The 21,825-nt window shown below is 66.8% G+C and carries 32 protein-coding genes; 16 read left to right on the forward strand and 16 right to left on the reverse strand.

What is annotated here, in order from left to right; all coding sequences use genetic code 11:
* Positions 1–3 precede the first annotated feature (3 nt).
* Genes ACORQU_RS10070 through ACORQU_RS10080 form a run of 3 tightly spaced genes read left to right on the forward strand, consistent with a single transcriptional unit; the run spans position 4 to position 3,952 of the window.
* Complete coding sequence (locus tag ACORQU_RS10070; RefSeq protein WP_271647399.1) at positions 4–198, forward strand: DUF2934 domain-containing protein; 195 nt, start codon at positions 4–6, stop codon at positions 196–198.
* 47 nt (positions 199–245) lie between these two features.
* Positions 246–2,390 (forward strand): glycogen debranching protein GlgX, encoded by a 2,145-nt coding sequence (gene glgX / locus ACORQU_RS10075; protein WP_491645056.1) that lies wholly within the window; start codon positions 246–248, stop codon positions 2,388–2,390.
* Between the two features lie 14 nt (positions 2,391–2,404).
* Positions 2,405–3,952: a cryptochrome/photolyase family protein gene (locus tag ACORQU_RS10080; protein ID WP_491641040.1), complete on the forward strand. Its 1,548-nt coding sequence runs from the start codon at positions 2,405–2,407 to the stop codon at positions 3,950–3,952.
* A gap of 4 nt (positions 3,953–3,956) precedes the next feature.
* On the opposite strand, the gene ACORQU_RS10085 is transcribed toward ACORQU_RS10080, so the two are convergent.
* On the reverse strand, positions 3,957–4,853 hold the full coding sequence (locus ACORQU_RS10085) for a TIGR01777 family oxidoreductase (protein ID WP_491641042.1): 897 nt from the start codon (positions 4,851–4,853) through the stop codon (positions 3,957–3,959).
* 257 nt (positions 4,854–5,110) lie between these two features.
* On the opposite strand from ACORQU_RS10085, the gene ACORQU_RS10090 reads away from it, so the two are divergent.
* The 3 genes from ACORQU_RS10090 to gnd all read left to right on the forward strand — a co-directional run bounded on the left by ACORQU_RS10090 (position 5,111) and on the right by gnd (position 7,162).
* Positions 5,111–5,788 carry a DUF2242 domain-containing protein gene (locus ACORQU_RS10090; RefSeq protein ID WP_491641044.1) on the forward strand — a complete coding sequence of 226 codons (678 nt, stop codon included), beginning with the start codon at positions 5,111–5,113 and terminating at the stop codon, positions 5,786–5,788.
* A 156-nt stretch (positions 5,789–5,944) separates the two neighbouring features.
* Positions 5,945–6,148 carry a hypothetical protein gene (locus ACORQU_RS10095; protein WP_491641045.1) on the forward strand — a complete coding sequence of 68 codons (204 nt, stop codon included), beginning with the start codon at positions 5,945–5,947 and terminating at the stop codon, positions 6,146–6,148.
* A 108-nt stretch (positions 6,149–6,256) separates the two neighbouring features.
* Complete coding sequence (gnd, locus tag ACORQU_RS10100) at positions 6,257–7,162, forward strand: phosphogluconate dehydrogenase (NAD(+)-dependent, decarboxylating) (protein WP_491641047.1); 906 nt, start codon at positions 6,257–6,259, stop codon at positions 7,160–7,162.
* A 21-nt stretch (positions 7,163–7,183) separates the two neighbouring features.
* Here gnd and ACORQU_RS10105 read toward each other — a convergent pair whose 3' ends face one another.
* A complete protein-coding gene (locus ACORQU_RS10105; RefSeq protein WP_491641048.1) occupies positions 7,184–8,350 on the reverse strand; it encodes a PQQ-dependent sugar dehydrogenase in 1,167 nt (388 codons plus the stop codon).
* Positions 8,351–8,556: 206 nt separating this feature from the next.
* On the opposite strand from ACORQU_RS10105, the gene ACORQU_RS10110 reads away from it, so the two are divergent.
* From ACORQU_RS10110 to ACORQU_RS10150, 9 genes are all read left to right on the forward strand, one after another.
* Positions 8,557–9,093 carry a CcdC protein domain-containing protein gene (locus ACORQU_RS10110; RefSeq protein WP_491641050.1) on the forward strand — a complete coding sequence of 179 codons (537 nt, stop codon included), beginning with the start codon at positions 8,557–8,559 and terminating at the stop codon, positions 9,091–9,093.
* A 71-nt stretch (positions 9,094–9,164) separates the two neighbouring features.
* Entirely contained in the window at positions 9,165–9,353 is a 189-nt protein-coding gene (locus ACORQU_RS10115; RefSeq protein ID WP_491641051.1) for a CPXCG motif-containing cysteine-rich protein, read from the forward strand.
* 77 nt (positions 9,354–9,430) lie between these two features.
* Entirely contained in the window at positions 9,431–9,820 is a 390-nt protein-coding gene (locus ACORQU_RS10120) for a hypothetical protein (RefSeq protein ID WP_491641052.1), read from the forward strand.
* Between the two features lie 218 nt (positions 9,821–10,038).
* On the forward strand, positions 10,039–10,407 hold the full coding sequence (locus ACORQU_RS10125) for an EF-hand domain-containing protein (RefSeq protein ID WP_491641053.1): 369 nt from the start codon (positions 10,039–10,041) through the stop codon (positions 10,405–10,407).
* Positions 10,408–10,601: 194 nt separating this feature from the next.
* The gene (locus ACORQU_RS10130) at positions 10,602–10,862 is read left to right on the forward strand and encodes a hypothetical protein (RefSeq protein WP_491641054.1); all 261 of its coding nucleotides are present in this window, start codon (positions 10,602–10,604) and stop codon (positions 10,860–10,862) included.
* 177 nt (positions 10,863–11,039) lie between these two features.
* Entirely contained in the window at positions 11,040–11,765 is a 726-nt protein-coding gene (locus ACORQU_RS10135) for an HAD family hydrolase (RefSeq protein ID WP_491641055.1), read from the forward strand.
* 104 nt (positions 11,766–11,869) lie between these two features.
* Complete coding sequence (locus ACORQU_RS10140) at positions 11,870–12,247, forward strand: hypothetical protein (protein WP_491641056.1); 378 nt, start codon at positions 11,870–11,872, stop codon at positions 12,245–12,247.
* Positions 12,248–12,570: 323 nt separating this feature from the next.
* Positions 12,571–13,092, forward strand: coding sequence for a Panacea domain-containing protein (locus ACORQU_RS10145; RefSeq protein ID WP_491641057.1), 522 nt, complete (start codon positions 12,571–12,573; stop codon positions 13,090–13,092).
* Positions 13,092–13,616, forward strand: a complete 525-nt coding sequence (locus ACORQU_RS10150) for a hypothetical protein (protein ID WP_491641058.1) — start codon at positions 13,092–13,094, stop codon at positions 13,614–13,616. Before ACORQU_RS10145 ends, ACORQU_RS10150 begins: the two co-directional genes overlap by 1 nt.
* Positions 13,617–13,643: 27 nt before the next feature.
* On the opposite strand, the gene ACORQU_RS10155 is transcribed toward ACORQU_RS10150, so the two are convergent.
* The 12 genes from ACORQU_RS10155 to ACORQU_RS10210 form a co-directional block, all read right to left on the reverse strand.
* Complete coding sequence (locus tag ACORQU_RS10155; protein ID WP_491641059.1) at positions 13,644–13,871, reverse strand: hypothetical protein; 228 nt, start codon at positions 13,869–13,871, stop codon at positions 13,644–13,646.
* A complete protein-coding gene (locus tag ACORQU_RS10160; protein WP_491641060.1) occupies positions 13,868–14,095 on the reverse strand; it encodes a hypothetical protein in 228 nt (75 codons plus the stop codon). The genes ACORQU_RS10155 and ACORQU_RS10160 overlap by 4 nt, the downstream gene beginning before the upstream one ends.
* Positions 14,095–14,367, reverse strand: coding sequence for a hypothetical protein (locus ACORQU_RS10165; RefSeq protein ID WP_491641061.1), 273 nt, complete (start codon positions 14,365–14,367; stop codon positions 14,095–14,097). The genes ACORQU_RS10160 and ACORQU_RS10165 overlap by 1 nt, the downstream gene beginning before the upstream one ends.
* Before the next feature lie 196 nt (positions 14,368–14,563).
* On the reverse strand, positions 14,564–14,839 hold the full coding sequence (locus ACORQU_RS10170) for an AAA family ATPase (RefSeq protein ID WP_491641062.1): 276 nt from the start codon (positions 14,837–14,839) through the stop codon (positions 14,564–14,566).
* Positions 14,832–15,065: a hypothetical protein gene (locus ACORQU_RS10175; RefSeq protein WP_491641063.1), complete on the reverse strand. Its 234-nt coding sequence runs from the start codon at positions 15,063–15,065 to the stop codon at positions 14,832–14,834. The genes ACORQU_RS10170 and ACORQU_RS10175 overlap by 8 nt, the downstream gene beginning before the upstream one ends.
* Positions 15,055–15,510 (reverse strand): hypothetical protein, encoded by a 456-nt coding sequence (locus ACORQU_RS10180; RefSeq protein ID WP_491641064.1) that lies wholly within the window; start codon positions 15,508–15,510, stop codon positions 15,055–15,057. Before ACORQU_RS10180 ends, ACORQU_RS10175 begins: the two co-directional genes overlap by 11 nt.
* A gap of 44 nt (positions 15,511–15,554) precedes the next feature.
* The gene (locus ACORQU_RS10185) at positions 15,555–15,725 is read right to left on the reverse strand and encodes a hypothetical protein (protein WP_491641065.1); all 171 of its coding nucleotides are present in this window, start codon (positions 15,723–15,725) and stop codon (positions 15,555–15,557) included.
* The gene (locus tag ACORQU_RS10190; protein WP_491641067.1) at positions 15,718–16,143 is read right to left on the reverse strand and encodes a hypothetical protein; all 426 of its coding nucleotides are present in this window, start codon (positions 16,141–16,143) and stop codon (positions 15,718–15,720) included. Before ACORQU_RS10190 ends, ACORQU_RS10185 begins: the two co-directional genes overlap by 8 nt.
* 107 nt (positions 16,144–16,250) lie before the next feature.
* Positions 16,251–18,986, reverse strand: a complete 2,736-nt coding sequence (locus ACORQU_RS10195; RefSeq protein ID WP_491641069.1) for a toprim domain-containing protein — start codon at positions 18,984–18,986, stop codon at positions 16,251–16,253.
* 290 nt (positions 18,987–19,276) lie between these two features.
* Positions 19,277–19,528: a hypothetical protein gene (locus ACORQU_RS10200; protein ID WP_491641070.1), complete on the reverse strand. Its 252-nt coding sequence runs from the start codon at positions 19,526–19,528 to the stop codon at positions 19,277–19,279.
* On the reverse strand, positions 19,525–19,791 hold the full coding sequence (locus ACORQU_RS10205; RefSeq protein WP_491641072.1) for a hypothetical protein: 267 nt from the start codon (positions 19,789–19,791) through the stop codon (positions 19,525–19,527). Before ACORQU_RS10205 ends, ACORQU_RS10200 begins: the two co-directional genes overlap by 4 nt.
* Positions 19,791–19,994: a hypothetical protein gene (locus ACORQU_RS10210; RefSeq protein WP_491641073.1), complete on the reverse strand. Its 204-nt coding sequence runs from the start codon at positions 19,992–19,994 to the stop codon at positions 19,791–19,793. Before ACORQU_RS10210 ends, ACORQU_RS10205 begins: the two co-directional genes overlap by 1 nt.
* Before the next feature lie 519 nt (positions 19,995–20,513).
* Between ACORQU_RS10210 and ACORQU_RS10215 the strand changes: the two genes are divergently transcribed.
* On the forward strand, positions 20,514–21,215 hold the full coding sequence (locus ACORQU_RS10215) for an OB-fold protein (RefSeq protein ID WP_491641074.1): 702 nt from the start codon (positions 20,514–20,516) through the stop codon (positions 21,213–21,215).
* Positions 21,216–21,313: 98 nt separating this feature from the next.
* Here the strand turns inward: ACORQU_RS10215 and ACORQU_RS10220 are convergent, their stop codons facing one another.
* Positions 21,314–21,517, reverse strand: coding sequence for a hypothetical protein (locus tag ACORQU_RS10220; protein WP_491641076.1), 204 nt, complete (start codon positions 21,515–21,517; stop codon positions 21,314–21,316).
* Positions 21,514–21,798 (reverse strand): hypothetical protein, encoded by a 285-nt coding sequence (locus ACORQU_RS10225; protein WP_491641077.1) that lies wholly within the window; start codon positions 21,796–21,798, stop codon positions 21,514–21,516. Before ACORQU_RS10225 ends, ACORQU_RS10220 begins: the two co-directional genes overlap by 4 nt.
* Positions 21,799–21,825 lie beyond the last annotated feature (27 nt).

Genomic DNA, 21,825 nt, shown 5'->3' on the forward strand with positions numbered 1-21,825 from the left:
GCCATGGATCCCAATACGCGCAGGCAACGCATCGAACAGCTGGCCCACGAGATCTGGGAGGCCGAGGGCCGACCCGATGGGCAATCGGCCCGCCACTGGGCGATGGCCGAGCGCCTGGTCGACGCAGAACTGCGTGCCGCCGAACAGGGCGGTGAGGTCCATCCGTTTCGTCCCAATTCCAAGGATCCTGCCCCTTGAGTGCTTCTGGTCGCCGTCCCCCTCGTCCCACACCGACGCCGCGTCGCCTGCAGCGTCGCTCCCGCATCCGCGAGGGGCGGCCGTTTCCGCTCGGCGCCACCTGGGATGGGCTAGGGGTCAACTTCGCGCTGTATTCGGCCAACGCCACCAGGGTAGAGCTGTGCCTGTTCGACGAACGCGGCCGCGAGATCGAGCGCATCGCGCTGCCGGAGTACACCAACGAGATCTTCCACGGCTATCTGCCCGACGCACGTCCCGGTCAGCTCTATGGCTATCGCGTGCACGGCCCTTACGCGCCCGAAGCCGGGCACCGGTTCAACCCCAACAAGCTGCTGTTGGACCCCTACGCCAAGCAGATCGTCGGCGAGCTCAAATGGGCGCCGCATCTGTTCGGCTACACCATCGGGCACAAGGACGGCGACCTGTCCTTCGATCGTCGCGATAGCGCCGCCTACATGCCCAAGTGCGCGGTGATCGACCCGGCCTTCACCTGGGGCGCGGACAAGCGCCTGCAGACCCCCTGGTACCGCTCGATGATCTACGAGGCCCATGTGCGCGGGCTGAGCATGAACCACCCGGAGGTGCCCAAGAGCGTGCGCGGGACGTTCTCCGGGCTGAAGACCGACGCGCTGGTGGATTACATCCGCGGGCTGGGCGTGAGCGCGGTGGAACTGCTGCCGATTCACGCCTTCATCGACGACCAGCACCTGCTCGAGCAGGAGCTGTCCAACTACTGGGGCTACAACACGCTGGGCTTCTTCGCCCCGCATGCGCGCTACATGGCCACCTCGTCCATCTCCGAGTTCAAGCAGATGGTGGCGCGCCTGCACCATGGCGGCCTGGAGGTGATCCTGGACGTGGTCTACAACCACACCGCCGAGGGCAACGAGCTGGGCCCGACGCTGTCGTTCAAGGGCATCGACAACGCCAGCTATTACCGCCTGGCCGATGACCGTCGTTACTACATCAACGATACCGGGACCGGGAACACCTTCGATCTGACCAACGCCGGCGCCCTGCGCATGGTGATGGACTCGCTGCGCTACTGGGTCTCGGAAATGCACGTGGACGGGTTTCGCTTCGACCTGGCCACCATCCTGGGGCGCGAGCGTCATGGCTTCGATCCCTCCGGCAGTTTCCTGGATGCCTGCCGGCAGGACCCGCTGCTCAGCCAGGTCAAGCTGATCGCCGAGCCCTGGGACGTGGGCCCTGGTGGCTATCAGGTGGGCGGCTTCCCTCCGGGCTGGAGCGAGTGGAACGACAAGTTCCGCGACAACGTGCGCGCGTTCTGGCGCGGCGATGAAGGCAAGCTCTCCGAGCTGGCCACGCGCATCACCGGCAGCGCCGACCTGTTCAACCGCGGCGGCCGCCGCCCGGCGTCGTCGGTGAACTTCATCACCGCGCACGATGGCTTCACCCTGGCCGACCTGGTCAGCTACAACCACAAGCACAACGAGGCCAACGGCGAGGACAACCGCGACGGCACCGACAACAACATCTCCTACAACCATGGTGCCGAGGGGCCCACCGAGGATCCCGGCATCGTGGCCCTGCGCGCGCGCCAGCAGCGCAACCTGCTGGCCACGCTGCTGCTGTCACAGGGCACGCCGATGCTGCAGGCCGGCGATGAGTTCGGCCGCACCCAGCACGGCAACAACAACGCCTATTGCCAGGACAACGAGCTGAGCTGGCTGGACTGGGAGCTGGCGGCCCAGCCCGACGGCCAGGCCCTGACCCGGTTCGTGCAGCGCCTGACCGCGCTGCGCCGGCGCTATCCGCTGCTGCATCGCTCGCGGTTCTTCGATGGCATCTTCGACGAGGAACTGGGCATCAAGGACGTCACCTGGCTCTCGCCCACTGGCGAGGAAATGACCGAGGAGGACTGGCACAACCCGATCGCCCGCGCGCTGATGATGCGCGTGGACGGCCGCACCCCGGCCAGCGGCCTGCGCGAGGTCGGTGCCAACGTCACCCTGCTCATGCTGCTCAACGCCAGCCCGGACGAGGTGGTGTTCCAGCTGCCCGTCGTGGAGGGTGAGCACTGGCGTGTGCAGATCGATACCGCCGAACGCCACGCCGAGCGCGCGGTCCCGGCCGGCGCGCAATGGACGGCCGTGGGGCGCTCGCTGGCGCTGATGGCCGTCGAACAGGACGCTGCGGTGGTGCATCCCACCGCTCCCGCCGGCGACTGAGCAACGGGCCAGCGATGGCGGTGCGCAACCTGATTGTCGTGCTGGGCGACCAGCTCGACGAGGACTCGGCAGCGTTCGAGGGCTTCGATCCGGCGCGCGATGCGGTGTGGATGGCCGAGGTCGCGCACGAGGCCTCGCATGTGTGGAGCACGCAGCCGCGCATCACCGTCTTCCTGGCGGCGATGCGCCATTTCCGCGATGCGTTGCGCGCGCGTGGCTGGCCGGTGCAATACGGCGCGCTGGACCAGCATGCGCATGCCACGCTGGAAGACGCGCTCGCCCATGACCTGGCCGAACTGCAGCCGGAGAAGGTGATCGCGGTACGCCCCGGCGAGTGGCGCCTGGCGCAGTCCCTGCCCAAGGTGGTGAATGCCGCCGGCAGCCGCTGGGTGGAGCGGCCCGATCTGCATTTCTACTGCGCACCGGAGGAATTCGCCGATTGGGCGCGCGGCCGTCGCGAATTGCGCATGGAGCATTTCTACCGCTGGATCCGCCGCCGCGAAGGCGTGCTGATGGACGGCGAGCAGCCGGTGACCGGGCGCTGGAACTTCGATGCCGACAATCGCGGCCATTTCGGCAAGGACGGTCCGCAGGACCTGCCGCTACCGGCGGCGTTCCCGCCCGATGCGCTGACCCGCGAGGTGATTGCCCTGGTCCAGGACCGCTTTGCCGATCGGCCAGGCGACCTGACGCGGTTCGACTGGGTCCTGACCCCAGCCCAGGCACGCGCGGCGCTGGAGGATTTCATCGCCCTGCGCCTGCCGTCCTTTGGCCGTTACCAAGACGCGATGTGGACCGACCAGCCATGGCTGTATCACGCGCTGCTCTCGGCCGCGATGAACCTCAAGTTGCTCTCGCCGCGCATGGTCGTGAGCGCCGCGGTGCAGGCCTGGCGCGAAGGGCGTGCGCCGATCGAGGCGGTGGAGGGCTTCGTGCGCCAGGTCATCGGTTGGCGCGAATTCGTACGGGGCGTCTACTGGCTGCGGATGCCGGGGTTTGCCGCCGACAACGTGCTGCAGGCGCGCCAGCCGCTGCCGGCGTTCTACTGGGATGGCCGCACCCACATGGCCTGCCTGCGCCAGGCGCTGGGACAGACCCTGCAGCTGGGTTACGCCCACCACATCCAGCGGCTGATGGTGACCGGCAGCTTCGCCCTGATGCTGGGGGTGGAGCCGGCGCAGATCCACGCGTGGTACCTGGCCGTGTATGTCGATGCGGTTGAATGGGTCGAGTTGCCCAACACCCTGGGCATGAGCCAGTTCGCCGACGGTGGGGTGATGGTGTCCAAGCCGTACGCGGCTTCCGGGCGCTACATCCAGCGCATGTCCAACTACTGCGTCGGCTGTCGCTACGACCCGGGTGAGGCGGTGGGCGAGACGGCCTGTCCATTCACCACGCTGTATTGGGATTTCCTGTTGCGCCATGAGGCGCGTTTCGCGCGGCACCCGCGCGCGGCGCTGCAGTGGCGCAGCCTGGAGCGGCTGGACGACACCCGCCGGGCCGCGATCACCGCGCGCGCGCAGCAATTGCGCGCGCGTTTGGCCGTGCCGGCCGCTGGCTGACGGCCTAGGCCTGCGTCTCCAGGATCTGCGCCAGGGCTGTTTCGATATCCGGATACAGGAACTGGAACCCCTGGCCCTGCGCCCGCGCCGGGATGACCCGCTGGCCGTCGATGAGCATCTGCCCCATCTCGCCGAAGGCCGCCTTGAGCGCGAACCCTGGTGTGGGCAACACCGCCGGACGGTGCAAGGCTCGACCGAGCGCACCGGCGAAATCCTTCTGCCGCACCGGTTCGGGGGCGGTACCGTTGACCGGCCCGTCCACGGTGTCCTCAGTCAGCAGCCACAGGATCATGCGCACCAGGTCGTCGCGATGGATCCAGCTGAACCACTGCTGGCCATCGCCGATCGGCCCGCCCAGCCCCATGCGATACGGCGTGAGCAACTGCTGCAGCGCGCCGCCGCCGTCGCCCAGCACCACACCGGTGCGCAGCGGGACGGTGCGCACCCCCAGGTCGTGGGCGGGCAGGGCCGCCGCCTCCCAGTCGGCGGCCAGATGCGCGCCGAAGTCCTGGCCCGCCGCTGCGGTCTCGGGCAGGGGCGTGTCATCGCGCGGGCCGTAGTAGCCGATGGCCGAGCCGGAGATCAGGACGCCGGGGCGCACGGTGAGGCCCTCCATCCAGGCCAGGACCGACTCGGTGGTGCGCAGGCGGGATTCGCGCAGGGTGTGCTTGTAGTCCTCGGTCCAGCGCCGACCGGCCAGCGGCGCGCCGGCCAGGTTGATGACGGCATCGGCACCGCCAGCGCCTTCGATGTCGGCCAGCAGGCGCACCGCCCCGGGCAGGCGCCGCGCCGCCTCGCGCGTGTCGCGACTGACCACCGAGACCTGCCAGCCGGCAGCCAACAGGGCAGGGCACAGCGCCTGGCCGATGAAGCCGCTGCCGCCGGTGATCAAAGCCTGCATGTGCTTGCCTCGCGGGTTGCTCAGGAAGGCATCGAGCCTAGGCCCGCTGCCGTGATGGGCCCGTGCGGCGTTCGGTGCCCGCGCAGGGCCAGTCCCAACGCCGACTGAGCGAAGTGTGCGCCGAGGTGAAACCGTTTACGTCGGACAAGGGTATGCTTCGGGGGTTTTCCGCACCTGTCCTGCCAGCCCCCATGCGACGAATCGTGCTGCGCCTTGCACCCTTGACTGCCGCTCTGCTGCTGACCGCCTGCGGTCATATGCCCTTTTCCAACCGCGGCGAGATGCTGGCGACCGAGACCTTCGATTCGGACGGGACCTATTCGCGCACCTTCGACCGCTCCCCCGACCAGGTCTGCGAGGCCTCGCGCCGGGCGCTGCTCAGCCAGGGCTACGTGGTCAGCCGCTCGGATGCCTCCACGGTGGAAGCCAACAAGAATTTCCAGCCCGAGCCGGAAGTCCACGAACAGGTCGCCATCCGCGTGTCCTGCGTGGGCCAGGCCTCGGGCGAATCCTGGGTCTTCGCCAGTGCCACGCAGGATCGTTACAACCTGCGCAAGTCCAATACCTCTGCCAGCGTGGGCACCGCGCTGGGCTCGCTGTCGCTGCCGTTCGGCAGCACCGATGACTCGCTGGTGCGCGTGGCCAGCCTGACCGTGCAAGATCCCAATTTCTACCGCTCGTTCTTCAAGCTGGTCGACCGCTATCTGCCGCCGCAGGTCAAGAAGCCGGCGCCGGCCGCGCCCAAGCCGGTCCAGCCGCCTCCGCCCGCGCCAGAGCCGCTGCAGCCGCAGCCGGTGGGCGAAACCATCCCGATGCCGGCCGAAACCCCGTCTGCGGGGACCATCGTCCCGGCGCCGACCAGTACCGCGCCCGCCACGCCCGTGGACGCGCCCGCACCGCCTAAGTCGACCAGCGAGCCCGCATCCGAGCCCTGATCCGCATCCACCGGACATGCGCCAGAGCCGACCTCGCAGGTCGGCTTTTTTTGTTGACCGCGCGTGGCCGGCATGGGCATCGCACCGTCTGCAGATGGTCTTAACGCCTGCGGTTCCAAGCTCCCCGGACCACGTGCTCCTGGGAGGGACACTTCGATGGAATCTCGCTATTTCCTCGCGCAGGACAGCACCGGCGAGCGTCGCCGCGTGCGCATCCTGCCTGCCGACGTCGAGCAGGCCGCTTCCGGCCATCCCCGCGATCGCTATGCGTTGGACGATGGCAGTCCGGTGCGCCGCGTGGACAACGAAACCTTCCAGATCCTCGGCAGCGGTGCCTACGTCACCCTGGTCCGCGACTAGCCCGCTCGACGCGGCCATCTCGGGTCATCGTTTGCATACCCCCGACTCACGCAGGCGGGGGCATCATGGCGGCCGCGCGATGGTGCGTGAGTCTTCGGAGACGATGGTATGGAACTGGGCATGGTCGGGCTGGGGCGCATGGGCGCCAACATGGCCCAGCGGTTGGTGCAGGCCGGGCATAAAGTCGGTGGATTCGACCCCATGCCCGAAGCGCGTGCACGTGCCGCCGGACATGGCATCGGCCCCGCCGACACCCTGGAGGCGCTAGTCGCTGGCCTGCCTTCGCCACGCATCGTCTGGCTGATGGTGCCGGCGGGGAAGATCGTCGACAGCACCCTGGACACGCTGGTGCCGCTGCTGCAGCCCGGCGACATCGTCATCGATGGCGGCAACTCCTACTACAAGGACACCCTGCGCCGCGCTGCGGTGCTGCAGGACAAGGGCATCGCCTATGTCGACTGCGGCACCAGCGGCGGCGTGTGGGGGCTGACCGAGGGCTACAGCATGATGGTCGGAGGCCCGGACCAGGCCCTGGCCACGCTCAAGCCGATCTTCGAGGCGCTGGCGCCATCGCCGACCACGGGTTGGGGCCACGTCGGACCGGTGGGGTCAGGGCATTTCACCAAGATGGTCCACAACGGCGTGGAGTACGGCCTGATGCAGGCCTATGCGGAAGGGTTCGCTATCCTCCAGGGCAAGCAGGACTTCAAGCTGGACCTGCACCAGATCGCCGAAGTGTGGCGCACCGGCAGCGTGGTGCGTTCCTGGCTGCTGGACCTGACCGCCGAGGCGTTGAAGGACAATCCCACCATGGCCGGCATTGCGCCCTATGTCGAGGATTCGGGTGAAGGGCGCTGGACCGCGGCCGAGGCCATCGATCTGGATGTCGCCGCGCCGGTGATCACCTTGTCCTTGCTCGAACGCCTGCGTTCGCGCGAGAAGGACTCGTATGCCGACAAGCTGCTGGCGGCCATGCGCAACGGGTTTGGCGGGCACAAGATCACCCGGGAATAACCCGCGTCGCGGCCGGCAGGCTCAGGCCTGTGGCGTCAGTCGCAGGAGCCGGCCGCCGCCGCGCTCCTTGCCGTCCTCCAGCAGCCACAGGGCGCCATCCGGGCCCTGTTCAACCTCGCGGATCCGCTGGCCCATGTCGTAGCGGGCCGCTTCGCGCGCCTGCGTCCCGTCGATCTCCACGCGCACCAGCGTCTGGGAGGACAGCCCGCCGATGAAGGCGTCGCCTTGCCAGTCGGGGAACTGGCTGCCGGAGTAGATCACCAGTCCGGCCGGCGAGATCACCGGCGTCCAGCTCACCTTTGGGGCGTTGAATTCGGGACGCGTGTCGTGGTCTGGGATGGGGCGGCCATCGTAATGAATGCCGTTGGAGACGAGCGGATAGCCGTAGTTGGCGCCGCGTTCGATCAGGTTGAACTCGTCGCCGCCGCGCGGCCCCATCTCGTGCGCCCACAGGCGGCCCTGGGCATCGAAGGCCAGGCCCAGCACGTTGCGATGGCCCAGCGACCAGACCTGCGCCGCTGCGCCGCCCTGTCCGGCGAAAGGATTGTCGGCCGGCACGCGGCCGTCGTCGTGGAGCCGGACGATCTTGCCCAGGTTGCCGGACATGTCCTGGGCCGGGTCGAACTTCTGCCGCTCGCTGGAGCTGATCCACAGCATCCCACCGGGTCCGAAGGCCAAGCGGTGGCCGTAGTGGCCCTGTCCGGTGACCTTCGGGGTCTGGCGCCAGATCACCCGCAGCGCCTCCAGGCGGCCATCGCCTTCTCCGGTCAGCACCAGGGTGGCGCGGGCGACCGCGCCGCCGCGGGTGCCATCCGCGCCGGCCTCGGCATAGCTGAGGTAGACCTGCCGGTTGCTGGAAAAGTCAGGGTGCAGGACCACGTCGCCCAGTCCGCCCTGACCGCCGTCTTCCACCTCGGGGACGCCCTCGATCGTGCCGGTGCGTCGGGTGTCGGGGTCGAAGAGGCGCAACTGGCCCCGCTTTTCGGTCACCAGCAGGCGCCCGTCCGGGAGGAAGGTCATCGCCCAGGGCGCGTCGAAGGTCTGCAGGGCGGTGACCTGGAACGGCGCCGTGTCGGCCCCGGTGCGTGTATCGGTCGCCGCCGGCGTGGAGGTGGCACCCCCACAGGCCGCCAGGGCCAGCAACGCGGGCAGGCAGGACAGGGAAAGCGCGGTGCGGGACGTGGACATGGAAGGACGCCTTTTCGGTCATCGGCCGTAGGTGTCCTTGGTTGTACCCGGGCTCGCGGGGCGGCTTGTTCAGTCCGCGTCAGTGCTGACCACATCGTCACCGGGCCGCGTGCGGCCTTTCCCTGGGCAGGAGGTGACACTTGGCACCTTGTATCGATCCGCGGGTCGGCCCAGTCTGCGCAGGTGCCCGCCGCGAGGATCTGTCCATGCCTGCCCACGCCCTTGCCCCGCTGACCCCGTATCTGTCGATCGCGGGGTTGGCCTTCCTCTACTACCGCCGGATCCGGCGCAGCTTCGGACGCCAGCAATGGAAGCCACGGCGCACGATGGTGCGCTTGTGTCTGTTGGCATTCGTCGCGGCCATGCTGGTGCTGGTGGCATGCCTGCTGCCGCATGTCGCGCTCGGCGTGGCCGTTGGCGCGGGACTGGGCGCCGCGTTGGGTCTGTTCTCGCTGCGCCATACCCACGCCGAATGGGTCGATGGCTGTGGCTGGTATACGCCCAATCCCTGGATCGGCGGTGCGCTCAGCGTGGTGCTGCTGGGGCGGCTGGCATGGCGTTGGAGCCAGGGTGCGCTGACCGGCGGCATGGCGGCCAGCGGTCAGCAGGCCAGTCCGCTGACCATGGGCATCGCCGCGGCGCTGGTGGTGTATTCGCTGGTGCATGTGGGCGGGCTGTGGTGGCGGATGCGCCATCTGCGTCCGCCGCTCGGCCGCGACGCGCCGCCGGCCGCGCTGGGGTGATCGGGAGACCCGCCGCCCCTTGCGCTGCGGGCTGACCCCGTCCTCACGCCGACGCACCGATCCTCACGCCCATGCTCGATTTTCTCGATATCCATTGCCCGTACTGCGGAGAGCCGCTGGAGATCGCGGTGGACGCCTCGGCCGGGGATCAGGCCTACATCGAGGACTGCCAGGTCTGCTGCCGGCCGATCAGCATTCAGCTGGTCCTGGACGACGCCGGCCAGGCGCAGGTCATCGCCCGGACCGAGAATGACGCCTGACGGCGTTCGGGTGACCTTGCTTTAGAGTAGTGACCTCCTCGAGCCGCGCTTCCTGTCGCGGCGCAAGCCGGTCTTTCATGAATCTTCCCCTGCACTTTGGCCTGCTCGGCGCGCTCGAGGCCGGCGCCATCGCGTTGTTGATCGGCGTGGTGGTCTACGCGGTGTGGCACTGGATCGCCGCCCGCACGGGCCTCCATCAGACCCACGCCATCGGCTGGAGTCTGGGGATCGCCCTGCTGATCGGCGCTGGCATCGACACCTGGCACCTGTTCTACATCGGGACGGTCAAGCTGGAGTCGCCGTTGTATGCGCGGATGGCGCTGCAACGGATCCACGATCCCGACGCCCTCGGCATGCGCGTCGCATGCGAAGCCATCGGGGCAGTGGTCGGCGTGGTGCTTTCGCGACTTGCATTCAGTGCGCGTTCTTCCGCGCAGGTACCGCAGGACTCCGATCCACCCGCGTGAAACCGTCGGCTGCATCACGCGCGAAACGATGGCTTTGCAGACCGCCGACGTCCCGCTAACGACGGGCCTAGCGTGGCTTGTGATCGAGCGGGTTAACGCGGTGTTGGTCGCGCCCGCGCATGAGTTTTTGCGTTCAGGCGATCGGTCTCATGGTTCGCCACGGATGCCACGTGCCTGACGCGGCGGCGTCCCGCCCACTGGACAGGAAAGGAGCCAACATGAATCCCACGATCCGTTCTCCACTGGCCGCCGCGCTCGCGCTCGGGACATCGCTGGCGCTGTCAGTGACGGCCTTCGCCCAGCAGCAGACCCAGCAGGATCTGCAGGACGCGGCAATGCGTGACCACCAGCAGATCCAATCCGATGCGGCGACACCGGCGCAGCCGGCCGCGTCCGGTCAAAGCCAGCAGAGCTGGGAGAGTTTGGATGCCGACCGGGACGGCGCCATCAGCAAGCAAGAGGCCAATGGCAGCCCCGGCCTGACTCAGATCTTCGGCCAGGCAGACAGCGACACGGATGGCAAGCTCACCCCGGAGGAGTACAAGGCCTTCATCGTCAGCCACTATGGCGGAGGGGCCGGGCAGTAGCCCCCCGGCTCCGAATGTCTTGCAGCGCGGGACAACGCTTCACTTGACCGCAACGGTAGGACAGCGTTTCATGCGTGCGGGACTCCCGTTCATGCGTTCATGGAGTCTTGCATGACGTTCCACCCGTATTCCGATTCCGCCCACGTCCGTCTTCGCCTGACCGCGGAGATCCCATACGCAACAAGGAGGATCCGATGAAGATTCGCAACACTCTGGCGCTGGCCGCCGTTCTGACCGGTTCGCTGGTGCTGTCCGCCTGCGGTCCGAAGGCCGAAGACACCGCGCCGCCGGCTGATTCCGCTCCGGCCGAGACCATGCCCGCCGAGTCCGCGCCGGCTGAAACGATGCCGCCGGAATCGACGCCGGCCGAGACCATGCCGGCTGAGAGCACCCCGCCGTCCATGGAAACCCCGCCTGAGACTACCCCGGCTGAGAGCACCCCGCCGGCGCACTAACGCGAAGCAACGGCGCTGGCTGCAGCATCGCGGTGGGTCTCCAACGTATGCTGCAAGCGTCAAACGGGCGGCCCATGGGCCGCCCGTTTCGTTTGGTTCGGACAGCGGGGCGCGGGCGCGTGGTGGCTTGCGCGAACCGGTATCCTCAAGGCCTCCCGTGCCGCTTCAGGAGTCCGCATGCCCCGTATCGAGTGGGTTGGTTTCGATGGTGACGACACGCTCTGGAAGAGCGAGGACTACTATCGCGCCGCCGAGGCTGCCTTCGAGCAGATCGTGGGGCAGTACATCGACCTGAGCGATCGACGCACCCAGGCACACCTGCTGACGGTCGAGCGCCGTAACCTGCGCATCTTCGGCTACGGCGCCAAGGGCATGATGCTGTCGATGATCGAAGCGGCCATCGAGCTGACCGAGGAGCGCATCAGCGCCCGCCACGTGCAGGACATCATCGCCATCGGGCGGGCCACGCTGGACCATCCGGTCGAGTTGATCGATGGCATCCGGGCTGCGGTGGAAGCCATCGCCGCCGATCACCGCATCGTGCTGATCACCAAGGGCGACCTGTTCCACCAGGAGGCCAAGATCGTGCAGTCCGGACTGTCGGACCTCTTCCACCGCATCGAAGTGGTCTCGGAAAAGGACACCCCGACCTACCAGCGCGTGCTGGGCGAACTGGAGGTCGCCCCCGAGCATTTCACGATGATCGGCAATTCCCTGCGCTCGGACATCGCGCCGGTCGTCGGGCTGGGCGGCTGGGGCATCCATATGCCGTATCACGTGACCTGGGCGCATGAGGCCGAGCACGACCTGGCTGAGCACACCCCGCAACTGCTGCAGGTCCAGGATGCCCGGGAGCTGCCCGGGGCACTGGCGCGCATCGAAGCCGGGGACGCGCTGGGATGAAACGCAGCGGGGTTCGTTGGAGCCTGTCGATCGCCTGCCTTGTAGTCAGTTGCGGTGCCTGGGCCCAGACCGTAGATCGCGGCTCGGTCTCTTCCCAGACAGCCGTGGCGCCGCCCCCCTATGCCGCGCAGACCGGCGACGCATGGCTCGATGCCCGGCTCAAGGACCTCAATGCCTACGCGCCGCGCTATCCCGACGCCTTCGTCGACGAGATCGCGCGTTATCTCGACGTGCCGCGAGGCTATGTCGTGGCGCTCGGGCAGCAGCCAGGCTGGGCGCCGGGCGATGTGTACTTCGCCTGCGCGCTGGCCAAGGCGCTGGCGCGACCATGTCGGGAGGTGGTGCGCGCCAGGGCCCGCGACGACGAAGACGGCTGGCGCGGCGTGGCCGAGCGCCTGGCACCGGAGCAGCGCATGCCGGTACAGGCGCTGCGCAGCCTGTTGCGCACCAGCTACGCACACTGGGCCCGCCCGTTGGACTGAGCGGGCCTACCTGGCAGGGCTGGCATAATCCACATTTCCCCTAGTGACCCGCGGACGCCCCGACCGCGCCGCCCCGATTGCCGATGACGCTGCCCAGGCTTCAAGTCGCCCCGATGATGGATTGGACCGACCTGCAGGCTACATAAGCGTTACAGCTAGTCTGGTACACCATTGGTACAGTGCTCTTGAGAATTGAGGGCCAAACCCCATCAAGTGATCCCGCGAATTGCCGGTTGCGGTCTCTCTGCCATTGAGACTGGGGTGTGTGAGACTCGACCGGCTTCCTAGAAGTTTCTTCACCTTCCCGCGTCTAGGAGCGACTTATGGCCCACTCGCCCGCCACCATCGCCAATTATTTCCTTGAGAAGGCCTCTAGCGAGGGACGGGCGCTTACGCCTATGCAGCTGATCAAGCTGGTCTATATCGCGCACGGCTGGCATTTGGGCTATCTGGATCAGCCGTTGATCAACGAGCAGGTTCAGGCTTGGCGCTATGGGCCGGTGGTCAAGTCGTTGTATGACCGCGTCAAGCTATTCGGAAGCGGAGCCGTGCAAGGATTGATTCCACAAGGGCCTTTCCCTTGGCAGACGAGTTCAGAAGTTGACCCCTCGACCGCTAGCCTTCTCGATGCGGTTTGGAGCCACTACGCGGGCTACAGTGGTGTTCAGCTATCGGCGATGACGCACTTGCAGGACACTCCTTGGTCGATCGCCTGGAACCAGCAAGGTGGTCGCGATATGCGCTTTGCGCCTATCGACAATGCTTTGATCAAGGATCACTACAAGCGAAAAATTCGCGAAGTGCAGTCAGCGGGTGGTACTGGCCAGAGTGAGGCCGCTGCTTGATGGCTGCTGGGAACCCTCCTGGCGCTAGTGAGAAAGCGCAGTTTTCCGAGATGGGCCCCGCTGCAGCGCAGACTGCGAAGGACGCTGAGAGCGAGTTGAACGCGGACCTCCCACAATCGACTGTAGCTCCGGCCGGGTCGAACAACGAGGACTATGCAAGCCAGTACACGCTTAGCGAGGTCGCGCATCGAAAGTGGCGCGAGAAAGCTTTTTTCGCATTTGGTGGCGCGTGCCTCGTGTACCTGGTGGCGCTCTTGTTTGCGATATGTGCGCTCATCGATGACGAGACTCTTGCCATCTTCGCGACTACTAAAGGCGCTGGTTGGCACGTGATCGTGTTGGCGGGTTTGGTGCTTGTGATCCTGGCCGCCGTCCCTCTATCTCTTGCGATGACGCTAGTAAGAATGATTAGTAGGTCTGGCGAGGGAGACACGGGAAAGGCCGGAAAAATAGGAATCACGACACCTCAACTTGAGTTATTCAAGGTGTTCCTTGAGATGGTCAAGTCCGTGCAGACCAAATGAAAGCCGCCTGAGGGCGGCTTTTGTATGTCATCCAGCCCCGCGTTGTCGCTGTGCATCCCACCAGGTAGCCACGTCGCGCGTGTCGTAGACCTGCCCGGTTCGCTGGGGGAGTAGCCGGGCGCTGTGCTTGTTGGCCATTGTCTGCATCTGCGCCTTGGGGAAGAAGGCGTCACGCAGCTGCTCGACCGTCATAGTCGGACCGTACTGCCCGAACAGCAGCCAGAACGTGGCCACCTCTGCGTGTGACTGGCTCATTCGGGCGCGCCCTCCCACCAGCTGGTGCGAATGGACCATTCGTGACGCATGGCTGCAAGCAGTCGGGCAGCGCCGTTCACGCCGCGCTCGACCTTCGCCCGCTCGATCAACGGGTCGACCGCTTCGGCGGTGGTGAACCCCATGCGCAACAGCTCTCGGGCTTCTTCCTGCAGGCGATAGGCACCGCCGGAGAAGTCTCCGGCGGATTGGGCGTGCTCCGCCATCACGGCCCTCCTTTCGCGCGCAGTAGATCCAGCTGCACGACGTTGCCGAGTGACGGTGTCGCCCGCGGTGCGCGCCGGCCGTTGGCCCTTTGCCAGTCCCGCAGCGCATCGTCGACATGGGCGAAGCGTGCGGACGAGCGGCAGCGGCATTCGACGTAATGGCCGCCAGGACCGCCGTTAGCGCACCGGCGTGTGTCCAGCATCAGGCGGGCCGGGTGGCCGTTCTTGCAGGCTGGTATGGGGCTGTTGTGCTCGATCTCGCGCTGGGTCATCGGTTGAGCCCTCCCAAGATGGACTCGAACAGCTCGGCCGCACCGCCGCCCAGGCCGCAGAACAGGTGTGCATGGCGGATCTCGAACTTAGCCATTGCCACCTCCCTGCTCGTCAGCGCGTCCCATCATGAAAAGGGCGGCCAGCAGCACCACCAGCTGGCCGAGGATGAATCCGAGAACCAAACCGCCGGCGAACTCACCCACGGGCCACCTCCTTGGGGTCTACGTCGATCGCCTGCAGGGCGACGTCGATATGCAGCCGGTCTGCGCGCAGCGTCTTGGCGAGCTCGCGGGATCCGGCCTCGTTATTGGTGATGAAGAGCGCGCTGGCAGCGCGCCCGTCGCGTTGCGGACGGCGCACCTGCCGATCGAGCTCGACCACGTGCGTCAAGCCCAGGCGCTGGGCGATGCGTGCGGCGTACCGCGTCTTGCCGCTCGCCGGCGGGCCATAAAGCAGCACGGACTTAGCCATTGAACAGGCCCTCCATGCGCAACAGGCGCTCTGCCTCGCCCAGGAACGGCACAGTGCTGTCGTCGATGCGATCGAGCGCCTGGGCGATGGTGTAGCCGTGCTCGACCAACCAGTCAGCGCGATTGAGGACCAGGGCGGCGGTCAGGGATTCGCCCTTCGACAGCGGCCCGGTGCAGCCCATACGGTGGGCGGCACGTGCGACCTCGCAGATGCGCTCAAAATCCATGGGCCACCTCCCGGGTCAGGGTCGGGCGCATCTTCGGCTCCGGCGCCGCGAACGGCCCGAGCAAGCCGGATTTGTGACCCCGCCACGTGCCGTGAAGCGTCAGCGCCACGTAGCGGCTCTCCTGGTGGATGATCTGCAGCCGCACGAACTTGCGCCGGCACAGGTCTTTGGTGTGGGCGAGCACCAGCGAGGCGGGAACCTTGTTCATGCGCTCGGCCACGTCGGCGGCAATCAGCCGCAGCGTGGGATCACGCGGCACCAGCGTTTCGGTCCATGGCTTGGAACCGCGCGTGTGCATCCGGCACAGCGGCTCGGCTGGGATCCCCTGTGCGCCCAGCATCAGCACCGGGTACGGGTGGGTCTGGTAATCCAGCACCAGCCGGCCACGGCGGACCTGCAGCGGGATATTCAGGGCGGCCAGCATTTCGTCGGTGGCCAACGCCATCACGACCTTGTCGGCGTTGACGGGGGAAAGCCCGAGGCGAGCGTTCACGCTGCACCTCCCACGCGCACGGCCATGGCACGGCGCCGGCGCAGCGCGAAAGGCGTCTGGCCCACGGCGGTGCCGCTGTAGGTGCGACGGTCGGGACGGGTGACCCACAGGTGGTGCACCAGGGCGCCACCGAGCGGGCCGGCGGCAATGATCAGCAGATCAAGCATGGGCCACCTCCTGGGCGGCCGCGGCGACCGCCTCGGCCGTAGCCCGGGTGCCTGGCAGCATGTTGGCGACCGCAAATGGGAAATCCACGCTGTCGGCAAAGGTGGCCAGCTCGGCGGAGATTGCGTCCTCGGCCGCGATGAATTCGCTCTCGTGCCCGACCAACACCCATCCCGGCCGCGAGCCGCGCCGGCGCTCCCAGGTGCGTGTGACGGTGCGCTGGCCACCCATGTTCAGCGTGGCGATTTGGGTCACGCGGTTGTGCGTGATGACGATCCGGAACTCGGCGCTGCACGGCAGCTGGCGGGCCGGATCGAATCCACAGACTTCAACACCCGTGCTAGCCTGCGCGCCTGGTCCGGTGCTTGACACCTCCGAGCGTGCGGCGTTTTCGGGATTACTCTCGTACATCTGTTGCATGGCTCTCTCCTGAGCTTCGTTGGTGAATGGCCTTGGGGTGGCGTTGGCGCGCCTCCCGCCGGACCGGCTTTTCCCGGGCCTGCTGGCCCGGTTTTCGTTTCGGGTGGTCACTTCTGGAACACCCAGCACTTCACGCTGACCCCGTCGCGCGGCAGTTCGCCGGTTTCCAGGTCGCGTCCGCGCACGGCGCTGTTCACTGCCTTGTTGCCGGCGATGAACTTGTGGCGTCGTGAGTTGGCCAGCAGGGACCGCAGCGTGGGCAGGTCCGCGATCCGCTGGTTGTAATGGGCCGCCTTGGCGGCGAACTCGTTGAGGTTGATGGCGATCTGATTCGGGTCGCGCGCGTGGTTGAGCGTGGGGCGCGTATTCATGCCCTCGATGTACTCGTAGGCCTCCCAGAACTCGGTCACCGCCGGGTGGTCCGCGCTGATCGCCTGCTGGCGTTCCTCGGCCATCTGGACAATGGCGCCCCGGGTCTTGCGCACGATGTCCTCGGGAAGCTCGATGACCAGGCACAGACAGTCCAACAGCGCCATCATCTGCGCGTGGTTCTTGATTACGCGCTCCAGCCGCAGCTCGGTGTGCTTGCGCAGCTCAACCTCGAAATAGCGGGTGCGCTCGGCGAACTTCTCCAGCACCTGTTTCTCGGCGCGGATCGCGCGCAGCAGGAAGGTGCTCAATTCCTCAACCTGCAAGGCGTTAAGGTTATCGGCCGCGATGCGGCTCTCGGTGGTGACGTTGGGCCGCTTGAAATGCAGCTTGACGATGCGCGTCAGGATCGCCTCGCTGGCGTCAACGGCGGCGTTCTGGCTGATCACGATCGTGCCGCGGAATGGCGGCTCGTAGGTGTCATTGCCGCCGTTGCGAACGCCGCGCGTGGCCAGGGTGCCGCCGCCGAAGAAGTCCTTCAGCTCGTCCCACTCAAAGGTCCTGGAATGCGCCTTGTCCGGCTCGTTGCGGTCGGCTTCCAGCAGCACCACGGGCATGCCTGAAATCTGGCCCATCGCGCGGGCGCGGCCCGCCTTGGACGACTTGGCCGGGTCGAAGCCTTCGTAGTCTGAGCGGCCCAGCAGCTTCCACAGGAACGTCAGCAGCGTGGTCTTGCCCGCACCGGCCTCGCCCGTGGCTTCAAGAAACGGGAAGCTCTTGTGCCCGCTACGGATCTGCTCGGCGAACAGGGAACCGAAATAGAACGTCAGCGCCGTCACGCCGTGGGTGCCAAAGCACTGCCACAGCCAGGGCAACCATTCGCGCTCGCTGCGGAACTTGTCAGGGTCGCGCTGGATGTCCAAGCGGATCGACTTCTGCGTGGTCTTGAGCCGCAGCTTCTCGAACTCGAAATAGTCCTCCTCGTTGGCCTGGACCAGCTCGCCTTCGCGCACCGCCACGTCGCCCAGGAGGTAGCAGCGGTGCTCCTTGCTGTAGCCAATGAAGTCGATGGTGTCGACCTTCTTGATGTTGTAGAGCTGGTCCTTCATAACGTGGATCAGCTCGGAGGCGGTGCCATCGAACACCGCGCCCGGGGCGAAGCTGGCCAGGCGATCGCGGAAGGCCGGCGCGTTGAGGGTCTGCGATGAGGTAAAGGTGCCCTTTACCGCCGGCGCGCCATGGGGGAAGTCGACCCGGAAGAAATACCAGCTCTCGTCGGTGACCTCGTTGCGCTGGAAATACAGGGCCTCGGGAAAGCAGTTGGCGATCTCTCTCACCGTCGCCGCGGCGGCCTGCATCTTGCCCAGGGCCTCGTCGTCCAGCTCGTCCTCGCCGTGCTGCTTCTTGAATTCCTGCTTGAGCTTTTCCAGGCGCGCATAGTCGAACTCGAACCACCACATCCGAGCCTTGTGCGCGAAGTGGAACTCGTACCGCTCCGGGCGGTGGTTGAAGATCAACAGGCCCTTTTCCTTGGCGCTGCGCGCCAGCAGCAGGTCGCCCTGGTGGCGTGCTTCGGCCAGGTCGTCGGCCCATTGCTTGACTCGGGCGTCGCTGTCGCTGTGCGCGGCCGCGCGCAGGTGCAGGTCGTTCCAGTCGACCTTGCGGCCGGCCTGGGGGATCAGCGCTGCACGCGACTGGAAGCCCAGGCTCTTGGCCATCGCCACGTGCTTGCGCAGGTAGTCGTGGGTGCCCGGGCCCTTGCCCTTGGCAGGTTCGTTGTCCGGCGCCCAGATCAGCGTCGGCAGGTTGCCCGCGCGCAGTCTCGCCAGCTCGCGCAGCGACTCGCCAGGGAACTGGTTGCTGGACATGGCCGAGACAGCCACGTTGCCGTGCTGCAAGTGCGCGATCGCGTCGAAGATGCCCTCGACGATCCAGACCTCCTTGGCCGTGGCCAGGGCTTCCTTCGTCGCCGGCGTCGCCCACCACACCCCGGCATAGCTGGCGCCGGGCTGGAAGCGGGCCTTCATCTTGCCGAAGCGGCTCGGGCGGTCGATCAGCCGCTCCCACCAGCCACCCTTGTCCAGAGCGAAGCGCACCGTGGCCGAGCCGGCGCGTAGGCGCGGATCGTAATAGTTCTCCTGCGTATACAGGCCCTGGAGCTCGGCAATGTCGAACCCGCGCGAGGCCTTCAAGTAAGCATCGGCCGCGGCGTTGGGCGCGGCGGCGGTCGGCTGGAAGCGACGGCCCCAGTCCTCGAACAGATCCTCGTAGACATCCTTGATGGCGATCTCGCGGCCGCATTTGGACTGCCGGCCGCACCGCAGGATCCAGGGCTTGCTGAGGCTGGTGTAGAGCTCTTTCTTGCCGCAGGACGGGCACGTGCCGCCCCGCAGGTAGTCGGTGCCGTTGCGCGGCTTCAGGCCGTAATCGGCCTGGATCCGCTGCAGCACCTGGTCGCGCAGGTCATCCCGCATCGGTCAGCCTGCCGCCTGTTGTGTGGTGGTGTTGCATGGCTCTCTCCTGAGCGTTGTTGAGCGCTGCAGCCGGCGTTGGCGCGCCGGCATGCCGCGTGTGGCTTACGTGGACGCGACCAGGCTTCTGGCCTGGTAGGCGTACAGCGCTGCGGCCCAGATCCGTCTTCTTGTGGGCCGTAAGCGGGCGGCCCGGTGCGGGCCGTGGTGTGTGGGGTGGTGCATGGCTCTCTCCTGAGCGCGGGGTATCCGGTGCGGCGTCGTTGGCGCGACGCCGTGCCGGGGTGAGTGGGTCAGCGGGCCTCGTCTTCGGGCATGGCGGCGCCGAGGATCAGTTGCATGTCATCGCGGATGTACTCGGCGATGGCGGCGGTGGCGTCGTGGCTGATCCGGGCCTCCGTGGCCACATTGGTGTTGACCGCCGCCAGCAGCTGCAGGGCGAATTGCGCCCTGAGCAGCCGGTCGAAATCGTTCGCCTCGATGACCTGCCGGTCGCTGCTGGCGGGTCTGTGGGCGCCGTCTGCGCCGTTGCGGTGGTCTGTCATGTTTGGGCTCCTTGCATTACGGACGGCGGATCGATCCAGCCCAGCAGGCGATCGGATTCGCCTGCGTCCAGCAGGTAGAGCATGGAACCAGCCATCAGGGTGTTGTGGGTGCCTCGCCGCACGAGGTGGGCTTGTGTGGACGCGATCGACAAGCAGTGCCCGGTGTCGGCCTGAATACAGGCCAGAAAGACGCAGTGCTTGTCGCGCGAGGCGCGCAACAAGATCCCTGGCACGCGTGTTCTGAGTTCGATGGGTGCGCACATCAGCCACCTGCCTGGGTGGCCTGGATGGCGTCGTGGATCTCGCCGACGGTGACGTCACGCGCAGGCTTGCCCAGCGCTTCCAGGCGGGCCATCAGGGCCAGCCATGCGCTGTGGTGCCACTCGGTGGTGTCGGCGATCTGGCCGAAGAAATAGGCCAGGTGCGGGGCGCGGGCGTGGCCCGGCCGGGGTGTGTCCTCAGACATGTACGGACTCCTGAACTTGGATGGAGTCCGCCGCTTCGAGACCAATCGAAGGTGGCGGACGGTGCGGGTTGGTCTACCGGGTTCAGGACCGGCGGGGCCGAAGCCCCCCGCGCACCGCCCGCCATAGAGGTTGCGAGCTGCCGCCCGCCGCGAGGCAGGCATGAAAAAAGCGCCGGCTCGGCAGAGGGCGCTTGATGCGCCTGAACAACACGGGAGACCAATCCCGGCCGCTGAATGTGCAGCGACGGACGAATAGTTGCCGCTCTGGGTCGTGGCTGTCAAGGGGGAAATGCAAACCCGTGCGGCCTCTGCAATCGCAGGCAGTTCCTGCACACCATGCGCGACCGGCGCCACATAACGCGCGACGCCACGTAGGCCCGCTGAAAGCGGCAAGGTAGACTTCGCGGGTCTGGGGGACCGCTGGGGAGCGGCCCATTTCACGCTGAAACGGATCGCGCGCCGGCGCAGGTGCATGTCGCCTAGATGGAACTTCAATAACCACCCAAGGGGGAAAGCAACATGTCCAGCGTCACTCATACCGAAGCAAAAGCAGCACCCGTCAAGGCCACCTGGATCACTCTGGCGATCGCGTGGGTCTTGTTTCTCATCCCGATTCCCGGCGTCGGCCTGTTCGTTGGCTGGACGCTCAATCTGGTCGCTTTCATCCTGGCCATCGTGGTCATGACGCGCGGCCGCACTGCTGGCGGGCTTATTCCATTGCTGTGCTCGCTTGTGGTGTCGCCCATCGTCTACTTCATTGGCTTGGCGATCTTCGGCGCAGCCATCGGCCAGAGCGGTTACAAGGACTACGTCGAGAAAGTCAAAGCGCAGCAGGCTGAGGCCGCCCGCACTGACCCCAACAGCGCTAGCGGCAAGTACGTCGACCTCACGCCTGTGGGCAGCAAGGAAGCGGTGCCTGCGGTGGAGGTATCCGCCGAGAGCCTCTTCGCCGATTACCAGGCGAATGAGGTCACCGCCGACAACGCTTACAAAGGCAAGCAACTGGCGGTGAGCGGAACGATCACAGATATCAAGAAGGATTTCACCGACAAGGTGTACGTGCTGCTCTCCGGCGGGGACACCTTCGACACGGTGCGCGTGCAGGGCCTGAGCGCAGCGACCGCCGCAGAGCTCGCAAAGGGCCAGAACATCGTGGTGGGCTGCAAGGGTGATGGCATGTTCATGGGTTCGCCCGTGCTGGACGACTGCACCATGCAGTAAGGCGCAGGTCGGCGTGGCAGGGTAAATCCTGCCGCGCCCCAGCCTCTGGCGGGCAGAGTTCGCCCCCAGCCTGGTCATACGGGATGCTGGAAGCGCGTTCATCGGGCTTCGCCGCTGCCCACTGATAGACACTCGTATGGGCCACCAGCGGCGATATGGGCCTCAACCGCTGCGCGCAGGGCGTCCGCCTCGCGTTGCTTCTGCTGGCGCGAAACGTGGTCCACGCGGCTGGGCGCGGTCACCAGGGCCGGCTCCATCGCCGTGGCCCAGCCGTCCCGGTAGATCGCGTGCGGCCGCCTCATGCCAGCACCTGGTCGTTGGACAGCGCAGCGGCGACCTCGCGCCCCATGGGCGTCACGGTGGCCGTTTCTGCGTTGTAGGACACGGCCAGCAGGCCGCGCGACTTGAGGCGCCCTACGATGCTGCCGGCGTGGCCGCCGTGGGCGCCATGCTTGCGCGCCAATGCGACATCGCAGCCGACATAACCCGCCTTGCGTAGGACCAGGCCGCCGGCGAATGCGGCGGCGAGCAGGCACTTCTTTTGCGCTGGCGGCAGTGCGGCCAGCTCGTTGCGTCGTTCCATGATTCGCCTCCCCTCAGGCGTGCTACG

It is taken from the genome of Pseudoxanthomonas sp. JC1303 (assembly GCF_058448525.1).